Genomic DNA, 12,956 nt, shown 5'->3' on the forward strand with positions numbered 1-12,956 from the left:
AAATGACTTTTATGAAAAAGATACTAGTAGCATTAACAGCTATAATAATCCTAATATCATACGGATTTTGCGACGATGTAAAACAAAAATGTAAAATCGAATCATGCGAACTTAGCATAACTCATGCAGAAGTAAAAGAAACCAAAGGCAATAATACAGCTATAAAAATGCACATTAAGAATAGCGGTAATGAAACTGTTGATATTATCGCAGCATATTCGCCAGTGGACACCCAAACACAACTTCACCATTTTGTAACAGTCGGCAATAAACGTGTAATGAAGCAAATCAAGACAATTGAAATATATCCTCATAATAGTGTTGATCTGTCATATCAAGAGTTACATGTAATGCTAATAGGCCTTAAACAAAAAATCACAAAAGGTCAAAAAATACCTGTAATGCTAATCTTAGAAGATGGTAGCACACTTTCAACAACCGCAATAGTCGACTAATTTTCCCCTTATAATTTCCAATCTACAGGATTGAGACCTTTTGAAGTCAAATATTGATTAGCTTTCACAAAATGATTACAACCTTCAAATCCTCTATATACAGATAGAGGCGATGGATGTGATGATTCAAGAATTAAGTGCTTAGTATCATCAATAAGATTTTTTTTCTTACGAGCATGTGAGCCCCACAGCATAAACACAACATTTGGCTTATTGTTAGATATCTTTTGAATTACAGCATCTGTAAAAATCTCCCAACCAATATCTTTATGTGAATTAGCCTTATGAGCTTCTACCGTAAGTGTCGTGTTTAGCAGAAATACTCCTTGCTTTGCCCAATTTATCAGACAACCATGCTCAGGAATCTTAAATTCTGCGATACTGCGCTCTAATTCTTTGTAAATATTACGTAGTGATGGTGGAACATCAATTCCTTTCTGCACAGAAAAAGCAAGTCCATGGGCTTGATTATAATTATGATAAGGATCTTGCCCCAAAATTACGACCTTTAAATCATCTAGCTCGGTATACTTAAAAGCACTAAATACATTTTCTTTTGTAGGAAAAAGAATTTTACCAACAGATGTTTCACTAGCCAAAAACTCTAATATTTTTTTAAAATAAGGTTTCTGCTTTTCTTCTGCTAAGATATCTGACCAATTCACTTTTTATATTCTATAAATCCTTATAACTTATAAAATTATAACAAAATGAAAATACAGTAAAATAAAAATATAAGATTAATATTCAATTAGAGAGGTTTATTTTTTCTTCTTTTGAGGAGGAAGATCTGTTGCGGTACCTTCAAACACTTCCGTAGCCATCATCAAGCTCTCAGATAGAGTTGGATGTGGATGTACTGTAAGAGCGATATCTTCAGCATCACAGCCCATTTCAATAGCAAGGGCAGCTTCAGAAATAAGCTCACCCGCATTAGTACCAACGATAGAAGCACCGATAATCTTATGATTCTCATCAAATAGAACCTTAGTCATACCCTCTGATCTATCGATACTTAGGGATCTACCACTAGCAGCCCAAGGGAATACACCTTTCTCATACTTGATACCTTTTGCTTTTGCAGAAGTCTCTGTCTCACCAACCCAAGCAACTTCAGGGTCAGTATAAGCAACTGAAGGAATTACTAACGGATCAAAACTATGGTTCAGACCAGAAATAACTTCTGCAGCTGTTCTCCCTTCCGGCACTGCTTTATGAGCAAGCATAGGCTGACCAACAATGTCTCCGATTGCGTAGATATGTGGTACATTTGTACGAAGCTGTTTATCCACTGCAATGAAGCCTCTTTCATCAACATTTACACCAGCTTTCTCAGCATCGATAAGCTTACCGTTAGGCTTACGACCTATAGCCATAAGAACCCTATCATAACGCTCATCTTTTGCTGGATGATCACCTTCCATAGTTACATAGATACCATCTTTTTTAGCTTCCATAGCTGTAACACCTGTTTTCAAGCGAACATCATACTGACTATTCACTTTTTGGTATGCTTTAACCAAGTCCTTATCCACACCATTCATAAGTTGATCAGCAAATTCCACTACAGTGATCTTTGTACCAAGTTCAGAGTAAACTTGCGCCATCTCAAGACCGATGATACCACCACCCACTACAAGCATAGTCTCAGGGATCTCTTTCATCTCAAGAGCACCAGTAGAGTCAATGATTCTGTCATCTTTAGGTACAAATGGTAAATTAATTACACTTGACCCTGCTGCAATAATACAATTATCAAAGGCAATCTTAGTAACCTTACCATCCGCAGCTTCTACAGCCAGCTCTTTATCAGAAGTAAATTTACCATAACCCTGTACGATTTTTACTTTACGCATCTGAGCCATGCCTTTTAGACCACCAGTAAGCTTACCGATCACACCATCTTTATATTTCAATAGATTTTCTCTATTAATATTAAGACCACCCATCTCGATTATACCTAGAGACTCTAAGTGGCGAGCTTCATTGATAACTTTAGCAATATGCAACATAGCTTTTGAAGGGATACACCCAACATTTAGACACACACCTCCAATTTCAGCATATCTCTCAACCAAAACCACTTCTAGACCTAAATCTGCAGCCCTAAATGCCGCACTATACCCACCAGGACCACTACCTAGCACTACTAATTGTGTTTTAATATCACTCATTTTAAAACTCCGTATTTACATTATGATTTCACGTAAATCAGATAAAATCTGACTATATCTTGTCAAGAACTTAGCAGCTAGTGCACCATCAATAACCCTATGATCTGCTGACATAGATAGTGGCAACATAGTTCTAGGTTCAAATTCTTTACCATTCCAAATTGGCTTAACAGCTGTCTTAGATACACCCATAATAGCAACTTCAGGCATATTTATAATTGGTGTAAATGCTGTAGTACCTAACACGCCGATACTTGAAATAGTAAATGTAGCACCAGACATATCCTTAGATCCCAATTTACCATCACGAGCCTTACCAGCTAGCTCCATAATATCTTTTGATATTTCTATAATACCTTTCTTATCAGCATCCTTGATAACTGGAACCATAAGACCAGCTGGAGTATCTGCAGCAAAACCAATATTGTAGTATTTCTTCAATATTAAATTCTCACCATCATTTGATAATGAGCTGTTCATTCTTGGGAACTCTTGTAGAGCCACAGCAGCAGCTTTTACCAAGAATGATAATGGAGTAATCTTAACACCCATTTTCTCAGCAAAACCTTTTTTAGCTTTTCTAAACTCTTCAAGATCTGTAACATCCGCATCATCGTAGAAAGTTACATGGGGGATTTTCACCCAGTTTCTATGTAAGTTTTTCGCACTGATTTTATTGATGCGAGTTAGAGGCTGAGTTTCAATCTCACCAAATTTAGAGAAATCAACAACTGGATCATCTAAAAGATCCAAACCACTACCACTTGCAGCAACTTTACCAGTCTGGACCTGTGTTACAGCATGCTTGATATAATTATAACAGTCTTCTTTCGTTACACGGCCCTTACGACCAGTTGCTTTAACCTTACTTAAATCAACATTCAAAATTCTAGCTAGTTTTCTAACCGCTGGTGAAGCGTGAGCATTAGAGTTATCTACCGCATACTCATTTACGCTACTTTGCGCTACTGGTGCAGGAGCTGGTTTTGCCGATTCTTGCTTAGGCGCTTCAGATTTAGCCGCTTGACTAGGAGCTGCAGCAGGAGCTGAACCTTGTGTTTTGACTTTAAGAATTAGAGTACCTTGAGCAACCTTATCACCTACTTTTGTGATAACTTCTGTAACTTCTCCAGCCACAGGAGATGGAACTTCCATACTAGCTTTGTCTGTCTCTAAAGTGATTAAAGAGTCTTCCTCTTCCACCTTATCACCAACAGCTACAGCCACTTCAATTACATCAACACTATCATAATCACCGATATCTGGAACTTCAACATCTACAATCTGTCCTGATGCTGACGCAGGCGCTTCTTGTGAAGCCTGTTCTTGAGCAGGTTCTGAATTAGATGCATTAGCAACCTTAAGTATTAGATCACCCTCACCGACTTTATCGCCAACTTTAACTGCTATTTCAGTAATCTTACCAGCAGCAGATGATGGTACTTCCATACTAGCTTTATCTGTTTCTAAAGTAATTAAAGAGTCTTCTTCAGCAATCTCATCACCAACTTTAACAGCTATCTCAATAATTTCAGCAGCATCATAGTCACCAATATCTGGGACTTTGACATCTACAGTTTGTGAAGATTGTTGGCTTACAGGCGCTGCAGGTGCAGCTGCTTCTTGCTTAGGCTTTTCTGCTGACTCTTGACCTTCAACTTCGACTTCCATAATTGCCGAACCCTCAGCCACCTTATCACCAACCTTGACAGTTAGTTTAACAATTTTTCCAGCTACTGGAGACGGAACTTCCATACTAGCCTTATCAGTCTCTAATGTAATCAAAGAATCTTCTTCGGCGATAACATCACCCTCTGCGACATTAACTTCGATCACATCAACACTATCATAATCCCCAATATCAGGAACTTTAACTATCTCTATAGACATTAATATCTCCTCAATTAGCTATATAATGGAGCTACACGCTCTGGGTCTATATTGTATTTTTTAATTGCTTCTTTAACTTCACTAGCTTTAACTTTACCATCAAGTGATAAAGCATATAAAGATGCAACAACCACGTGATATCTATCAACCTCAAAGAAGCTTCTTAGAGCTTCGCGAGTATCAGATCTACCAAAACCATCAGTACCTAAGTTAACATAAGTCTGTGGTATAAATTCTCTTAGCTGATCTGTGTATAGCTTGATATAATCAGTAGAAGCGATCACAGGACCTTGCTCATTCTTCAAGCATTTCTCAATATAACTTTCTTTTCTCTCAGCATCTGGATGAAGCATATTTTCTCTTGCTACTTTTTTAGCTTCTCTATGAAGCTCATTAGCAGAAGTCATACTCCATACATTTGAAGTAATACCATACTCATCTTTCAGCATCTTAGCAGCTGCTTCAACTTCTCTCAATATAGAACCTGAGCCTAGCAACTGTACATGCTTACCAGCTGGCTTAGTATCTTCAAGCTTATATAAGCCCTTAATAATACCTTCTTCACAACCTTCTGGCATAGCTCTATGAGAATAATTCTCATTCATCACAGTGATATAGTAGTAAACATGCTCACCTCTAACATACATTCTATTCATCCCTTCGCCAAGAATCACAGCTAACTCATAAGCATAAGTAGGGTCATAAGAGATACAGTTAGGAATAAGACCTGCTTGGATATGGCTATGACCATCTTCGTGTTGCAGACCTTCACCATTTAGAGTTGTACGACCAGATGTACCACCAATCACAAAACCTTTTGCCATAGAGTCACCAGCTGCCCATGCCAAATCTCCAAATCTTTGGAAACCAAACATAGAATAATAAATCATGAAAGGAATCATAGGAACTTTGTGTACACTGTATGAGGTAGCAGCAGCTATCCATGAACAGAACCCACCTTGCTCATTAATACCTTCCTGAAGTATTTGGCCATCTACAGCCTCTTTGTAGAACATCACTTGTTTTTTGTCTTCTGGTACATATTGTTGACCCTTAGGGTTATAAATACCTAATTGTCTAAATAGGCCTTCCATACCAAAAGTACGAGACTCATCAACAGTAATCGGTACAATATGCTTACCTAATTTTTTATCTTTTGCTAAATGAGATAATATTCTCACGAAAGCAGTAGTAGTAGAGAACTCTCTATCGCCACTATCATCTAGTAAGTTTTTAGCAAAGTCTTGAACACTTGGAATTTCTAGCGCTTCATTATTTTCCAATCTCTTAGGAATATATCCACCCAAATCTTTTCTCTTAGAGTGAAGATACTTCATCTCCGGAGAATCTTCAGGCAATGATACAAGCTTGTAATTTTCAACATCATCTTTTGTTGCAGGAACGTCAAATCTATTCTTGATATGCTCAAGAGCATCTGTATCAAGTTTTTTAACATTATGAGCAATATTCTTAGACTCACCCCACTCTCCTAAGCCATAACCTTTAACAGTCATAGGTAAGATAAGTGTTGGTTTACCATTTGATTGCTCAACAGCTTTTTTATATGCTGCATATATCTTGACAGGATCATGTCCGCCTCGACGTAATGCCTGGATATCATCGTCTGTCATATCCTTAGCCAAGGCTTCAAGATCTTCGTCACCACTAAATACTACTCGACGACACTCAGCACCACCATGAGCCTTAATTGTATGGAATTGACCATCATTTAGTTCACTCAACCTTTGAGCAAGCTTTTTGCCACCTTTTTGATCTTGTAGTAACCTATCCCAATCACTACTCCACAATACTTTGATAACATTCCAGCCAGCGCCAGCAAATACATCTGCCAACTCTTCAACAATATTACCATTACCGTTCACAAGACCATCTAATCTTTGTAAGTTACAGTTAACTACAAAAATTAAGTTATCTAAACCTTCGCGTCCTGCTCTAGTGATAGAACCAATTGACTCCGGCTCATCCATCTCACCATCGCCACAGAATGCCCAAACACGACGATCAGAAGTTTCAGCCAAACCTCTAGCCTCAAGATACTTCATAAATCTAGCCTGATAAATAGCTTGCAGTGGACCTAGACCCATTGATACTGTCGGGAACTGCCAATACGTAGGCTGTAAATATGGGTGCGGATAAGAAGAAACAGCATTCTCTTTATCAAAAGCTTGTCTTCTAAAATTCTCTAGTTGCTGTTTAGTAATTCTACCTTCCAGATACGAACGAGCATATACGATTGGAGAAAGGTGTCCTTGGTAGAAAATCAAATCACCAGCATGATTCTCATTTGGAGCTTTCCAAAAATGATTGAAACCAACTTCATATAAAGTCATAGCACCAGCACCAGTACCAATATGACCTCCAATAGAACCCTCTCTCTTGTTAGCGGATGCAACTATTACAGCAGAGTTCCATCTATTGATAGCTTCGATTCTTTGCTCAATTTCCATATCACCAGGATAACTTGGTTGCTCAGAAACATCTATAGAGTTTATATATCTCTTAACTTTTGCTGTTGAGTAAGCACTCTCTATACCAAGTTCAGTACCCTTACTAAGTAATTGTTCAAATAAAAACTTAGCTCTATCAGCACCCTCTCTTTTAATGACATCTTCAAAAGCCTCAAGCCACTCTTGGGTTTCTAAAACATCAATATCTTTAGTGAAATCCGACATCCTTTATCCTCCGAATTAATCGAATATTAACGAAAATAAAACTTAACCACTCGATTATAAGTTAATCTATAAATAACATCAACCATATAACAGAACAGTTGGGTGTTTAATAGCTACCCATTACAGATACAGAACTCCAAAAACTCGTAGTCAACCTTTTAACTCATCTAATATTTACTTCAAACCTTTCGATTTTAAAGCAGAAAGTCGATATTATCCTCATTATCAAACGAATCTAATACATAATCAAAATTGACAGAAAAGCCAATCACCTTAAATACTTCTGCAAGCTTGTCATTGAGTAGAAGTTCTTTAATATCATTAGCATATCTTAATTGATCTTTGGAATTAAGATTCTTAAAGACATCTTCAAAAACATCAACAACCCTAGCTCTTTTTAAAAAGTTTGCTTGTGTCATATAACCATCAAGTTGAAAACCGCTCTCCACAGCCGCCTCAGCAACAGTTGTAAAGTCAACATGCGCAGTAATATCTTGTTGGCCTATATTTATAAATGGATCAAAATTAACTTTATGCTGATAGTAACAGACCAAGGTCCCCATGCTTCTTTCTTTTGAATAGTATAAATCTCTGTGATAGCCATAATCACATAAGAACACCATCCCTCTATCTAAAGTAGCGCACAAAGATTTGACCCATGGACGTATCCAAGTATTAATTTCACTTACATAACCATCCTCAAAAATCACTCCATCACTTTTAATCTTATTTAGTTCATAGTTAAACCGAGCATCATTTTCGGGTACATCAGCAAGTTCAAATTTACCATTAACAAAATCCACACCTTGCTGTATTAATTGACTATCCTGGACTCTAAAAATATCCACTGGCATTGCATCTAAAACCTCATTAGCAAAAATTACAGCTTTAAGCTTATATTTAGGAAGCTCTGCAAACCACTCAAATCTGTCATATAGTTCTGGAATATTTTTCCTTATGCTCTCTTGCTGTCTGGACTTCAAGTCATTACTTAATTCAATTATTATATATTTTTGAGGCAGAACTCCTAAATCACTAAGCTCTCGCATACAGTCAGTAGCAAATTTACCATTACCAGCACCAAACTCTATAATATTACAATCACTACCCAATTCAGACAGAACTAATGCAAATTGTCTTGCTAATGTACGCGCAAATAAAGATGTTTGAGATGTCGCAGTGATAAAATCTCCAGATGAAGATATTTTTTCTTTCGAACCCGAATAATAACCAAGCTCAGGATAATATAAAGCCAGCTGCATAAAATCTCTAAATAAAAATGGATTGCTGCTAGACTTTATTTTTTTTAGAATTATATTTTCAATAGACACAAAATCATAATTATTTTCAGTAAAAATATAGTTATTTTAAGTTTAAAATGGATTTTAATCAAAAAAATGTATGACTTTCTCAGAAAAAAATATTAAAATCTGTGCTCAAATAATTTTTTTATAATGAAGGCGTAGATGAGCGTGATACAAACTTATCCAATTGGTATAACTGGTGGTATAGCTAGTGGCAAATCAACAGCAACAAAAATTTTAAAAGAAAAAATGAATTTAAATGTTGTATGTGCAGACACAATAAGCAGAGAAATTACCAAAAAACCTTCTGTAATTAAAAAAATAGCCGAAAAATTTGGCAATGATATTGTAATGAATAAGCAAATAAACAGAGCTATGCTCAGAGCAATTATTACAGAATCCAAGGAAGCTAAAAAATGGCTTGAAGATTATCTTCACCCTGTTATTAACAGAGAAATCAAGAAACAAGTAAAAGAATCCGATACTGTTATGACTATTGTCGACATCCCCCTACTTGGTCCATATAATTTTCGTCACTACGATTACTTGAAAAATGTAATTGTAATTAAGGCCGATCTTGAAACCAGAATCAGAAGACTAATGGAGCGTGATGGCAAAAGCAGACAACAAGCGGTTGCTTTCATTAATCTACAGATATCTGATAATGAAAGAGAAAAAATTGCCAACTTCGTAATAGACAATACTAACCTGAGCGATCAAGAGTTAGAAGATAAATTAATTGAAACAATTAATAACATCACAAACTTGACTAACTAATATTTTTTGCATATAATATGCTTCAACTTTTGCACCCATAGCTCAACTGGATAGAGTACTCGGCTACGAACCGAGCGGTTAGGGGTTCGAATCCCTTTGGGTGTGCCATAGTTTCAAGCGGGAATAGCTCAGTGGTAGAGCACAACCTTGCCAAGGTTGGGGTCGCGAGTTCGAGCCTCGTTTCCCGCTCCATTTTTTCTCTACAGGCTTTCAACTTGTTATATTTTTTTTATAGAAGCTTTATCTAATTCTTTCCAATATTGACTATGTATTAATGTTTATTTTTTTAAATACTATGAAACAAAGGTATCAATCTCTAGCAAACATAATTATAATTGTGATGTATAAAGCTTTTTTTAATATACATAACAAAAGGGAAAGATCACAATGATAAAAAAAACATTTATAACAAGCTTACTTATAGCATCATCAGCTATAGCTTTCGCTAGTACTTCTACTCCTGCAGCTGCTAGTTCCGCAAACTCTAATGATAGAATAATGGCTGGGTATTTAGATATTACCGCTATGGGATCTGCTGATAGTGTAGATTTATCTCAAGTTGCTAAAGATGGTTACAACGAGGCTGTTATAGCATTTGCAACAATAGATGCAAATAATAATATATCGTTTAAAAGTGACTATGAAGCTCTTGCAGCTAAAAAAATCCAAGAAGCAAAAAATGCCGGATTAAAAGTTGTAGTTTCAGTTGGCGGACAAAGTAATGTTAATACTTACAACCCTAATGGTACTGATGCCAAAGGACTTGCTCAAAATATAGTTAACTTCTTAAATAAATATGGACTAGATGGCATCGATTTTGATATTGAAATACCGGAAACAGCAACAAACAATGGTACATACCTAAAAGATGTAATTACAAACATAAAAAATATCGATAGTTCAAAGCTAGTAGTAATAGCTCCTCAAATTAATGATAATAAACTAGTCTCAACGGGTAGCGATGAGTTTTATGCGCCATTATTTAATGCAACCAATAAGGTCTTAAACTTAGTTGATTATATATATGTACAGAACTATAATTCAGTACCTGAGCAAAATCCTGATTTTATTCAAGATGCATACACACTTACTAAAGATTATATTGGAGCAAAAACAGCTAAAATAGTTATAGGCTATCCTACTGCTGCTCAAGGTGGTGGAGCTGCTACAGTATATTTCCCTCAGTTTGACGGTAACTATGGTAATGTTCCTCCAAACTCTTCGGCTTTACAAACTTATGATGCTATGAAATCAGTATATGACAACCTAGGAAACATTCCTAAAGATACAAAATTCGCTGGTTTCATGGGCTGGTCTTTAAATGTTGATTATGTCCCAGAAGCATATAATACAGGTTCGGTCAAATACCCGGCTCACGGCATAGGTGACTTTGGCTATTACATGTCTCCTTGTGCTTTAGATAGTAATAAATGCGATAAGATTCCTGATGAAAGAGAACTTCCTAAAGAAGCAACTGTTTTAGTACACAACAACAGCCCAGCGACAGGTTTTGATGGCATAACTTTCTCAGGTCCTGAAGGTACCGTATATACACAAGGCTATATAGCTCCAACCACTAATAAGCAGCCGGGCACTACTTCTGCTAAAGCTCCTATTGGAACAAGTATAACTGTATCACCAAAAATAACATGGTATGAAGAGTCAGGTAAAGCTCCTGTAACTTGTCCTACAAAAATGGATACAACAAAATATACTCGTGCTGAAATATATGTAGTTGAGCAAAATGGAACTTATGTTGCTAACTGTGAGTATGGTAATTAAAAAGTTTGTTCTTAAATTTATTTCTAACATATTTTATCAATATTTAATGTCTTTAGTTTAGTTAACTTTATTTTATAGCGATAGAGTAAATAAACTTCTTATATGATAAAATTAACAGACTATTATACTAAGTAATTAAATACCTATAATGTCTAAAAAAATAGTTCTTACAGGCATAACTCCTTCTGGCACACCACATCTAGGAAATTATATAGGCGCCATTAAGCCTGCAATAGAAATGTCTCAAAGTAATGAATACAATTGTATGTATTTCATAGCTGATCAACACTCATTAATAAAGCTTTGGGATAAAAAGCTACGCCAACAATATATATATGAAATAGCTTCTTCATGGTTAGCTCTAGGACTTGATCCTACAAAAGCTTCTTTTTATCGTCAATCAGACATACCCGAAATAATGGAGCTAACATGGATTATCAGTACAACCACCGCTAAAGGCTTATTGAATCGTGCTCATGCATACAAAGCATTAGTAGACCAAAATATTCAAGAAGAAAATGTTGATCCTGATAAGGGCATAACTATGGGGCTGTTTAACTACCCTGTACTTATGGCTGCAGATATTATGATGTTTGATGCAGATTTAGTCCCAGTAGGAAAAGATCAAATCCAACATATAGAAATAGCCCGTGATATTGCAAATAGATTTAACCATATATACAAAAAACAAATATTAAAAGCACCTCAGGCTCTAACGAATGAAGACAGTCAAACAATACTTGGTTTAGATGGTCGCAAAATGTCAAAGAGTTATGATAATACCATACCTATATTCTCCACAGAGAAAAAGCTTAGAAAACAGGTTATGAAAATCATCACAAACTCCCAAACACCTGAAGAAAGAAAGGATCCAAAAAACTGTACTGTCTTTGCAATATATAAAAGTATCGCTAACACAGCTGAAGTCTCCTCTCTAGAAGAAAAATATTTAGCTGGTGGATTAGGTTGGGGAGATGCCAAGCAAATACTCTTTGAAAAAATAAATGAATATTTGACAGACGCTAGAGAGAAATATGATTACTATATCAATAACTCGAAAGTTGTAGATGATATTCTCAATCAAGGCGCAGAGAAAATGCGTCCTTTAGCTATGAGTAAACTTAAAGAAATTAAAGATTTAATAGGAATGTAAAAATGCAAAGGTTAGATAATGTAATTATAGCTAACTATAGCGTCCATTCTTTGGCTCTTATATATTGGGCAAAGAAAAATTTACACAATAACTTTTGTGTACTATCCGTAGATACTGGTTTTGCTGCTGAGAATTGGGATAAATATTTAGAGAATGTATTCACATGGCTCAAAAATGAAGCTATAGAATTTTATCACCTAAAATCAGAAAATACTTTTCAAGAACTAGTCGAAGCACGTAAACAGTTTCCTTCACAACAGTTCAGTTGGTGTGCTGGCTTCCTAAAAGGTATCACATTGTTAAACAAAATTGATGAAATTGATCCTGATGCTGAAGCTACTATACTTCTGAGTCACCGAAAAGACTTATCAAAGGTTTCACAGTTTTTGAGAAACTTAGAAGAAGAGGAAAAATATGACTATAGATCACTAGAATACCCTTTATTGGATCTAAATCATGATGATATTTTAGAATTAACTAAAAACCTGCCTTTTAAAGCGTTTTATCATAGTCTTGAGTGCCAACCTTGTATACACTTAACACAGCAAGAGTTTGAAAAAATGACAAAAGCTGATGTAAAAAAAGTTTCAGCACTAGAAAATGAAACAAACAGCCTTATGTTTAATAATGTACCTTTCGACAAATTAGATCGCCATGCTTTTATTCATGGCAATATTCTAGAAGAATTATCAAAGGCCTGTAGCTGGGAATATAGCTGTGGACTGTAG

Annotated in this window: 10 protein-coding genes and 2 tRNA genes; 7 read left to right on the forward strand and 5 right to left on the reverse strand. The window is 35.8% G+C overall.

The features are described 5' to 3' along the window. The first annotated feature begins 11 nt into the window (after window positions 1–11). Window positions 12–455 (forward strand): copper chaperone PCu(A)C, encoded by a 444-nt coding sequence (locus F3D59_RS05120; RefSeq protein WP_150464055.1) that lies wholly within the window; start codon window positions 12–14, stop codon window positions 453–455. A gap of 8 nt (window positions 456–463) precedes the next feature. Here the strand turns inward: F3D59_RS05120 and ung are convergent, their stop codons facing one another. From ung to F3D59_RS05145, 5 genes are all read right to left on the reverse strand, one after another. Continuing rightward, window positions 464–1,120 carry a uracil-DNA glycosylase gene (gene ung, locus F3D59_RS05125; RefSeq protein ID WP_150464056.1) on the reverse strand — a complete coding sequence of 219 codons (657 nt, stop codon included), beginning with the start codon at window positions 1,118–1,120 and terminating at the stop codon, window positions 464–466. Between the two features lie 96 nt (window positions 1,121–1,216). After that, on the reverse strand, window positions 1,217–2,629 hold the full coding sequence (gene lpdA / locus F3D59_RS05130) for a dihydrolipoyl dehydrogenase (protein ID WP_149368685.1): 1,413 nt from the start codon (window positions 2,627–2,629) through the stop codon (window positions 1,217–1,219). Window positions 2,630–2,644: 15 nt separating this feature from the next. Further along, a complete protein-coding gene (gene aceF / locus F3D59_RS05135) occupies window positions 2,645–4,519 on the reverse strand; it encodes a pyruvate dehydrogenase complex dihydrolipoyllysine-residue acetyltransferase (RefSeq protein ID WP_150464057.1) in 1,875 nt (624 codons plus the stop codon). 14 nt (window positions 4,520–4,533) lie between these two features. Continuing rightward, window positions 4,534–7,212 carry a pyruvate dehydrogenase (acetyl-transferring), homodimeric type gene (gene aceE, locus F3D59_RS05140; RefSeq protein WP_150464058.1) on the reverse strand — a complete coding sequence of 893 codons (2,679 nt, stop codon included), beginning with the start codon at window positions 7,210–7,212 and terminating at the stop codon, window positions 4,534–4,536. 194 nt (window positions 7,213–7,406) lie between these two features. Beyond that, the gene (locus F3D59_RS05145) at window positions 7,407–8,543 is read right to left on the reverse strand and encodes a class I SAM-dependent methyltransferase (RefSeq protein WP_150464059.1); all 1,137 of its coding nucleotides are present in this window, start codon (window positions 8,541–8,543) and stop codon (window positions 7,407–7,409) included. A 135-nt stretch (window positions 8,544–8,678) separates the two neighbouring features. Here F3D59_RS05145 and coaE point away from each other — a divergent pair, with 135 nt between their 5' ends. From coaE to F3D59_RS05175, 6 genes are all read left to right on the forward strand, one after another. Then, a complete protein-coding gene (gene coaE, locus F3D59_RS05150) occupies window positions 8,679–9,293 on the forward strand; it encodes a dephospho-CoA kinase (protein ID WP_150464060.1) in 615 nt (204 codons plus the stop codon). 31 nt (window positions 9,294–9,324) lie between these two features. Further along, a tRNA-Arg gene (locus tag F3D59_RS05155) sits at window positions 9,325–9,401 on the forward strand. 9 nt (window positions 9,402–9,410) lie between these two features. Beyond that, window positions 9,411–9,485, forward strand: a tRNA-Gly gene (locus tag F3D59_RS05160). A gap of 195 nt (window positions 9,486–9,680) precedes the next feature. Beyond that, entirely contained in the window at window positions 9,681–11,075 is a 1,395-nt protein-coding gene (locus F3D59_RS05165) for a glycoside hydrolase family 18 protein (protein WP_224721160.1), read from the forward strand. A 148-nt stretch (window positions 11,076–11,223) separates the two neighbouring features. Further along, window positions 11,224–12,228, forward strand: coding sequence for a tryptophan--tRNA ligase (gene trpS / locus F3D59_RS05170; RefSeq protein ID WP_150464061.1), 1,005 nt, complete (start codon window positions 11,224–11,226; stop codon window positions 12,226–12,228). Window positions 12,229–12,230: 2 nt separating this feature from the next. Further along, complete coding sequence (locus F3D59_RS05175) at window positions 12,231–12,956, forward strand: hypothetical protein (protein WP_150464062.1); 726 nt, start codon at window positions 12,231–12,233, stop codon at window positions 12,954–12,956.

It is taken from the genome of Francisella sp. XLW-1 (assembly GCF_008711455.1).
Taxonomy (GTDB): Bacteria; Pseudomonadota; Gammaproteobacteria; order Francisellales; family Francisellaceae; genus Francisella; species Francisella salimarina.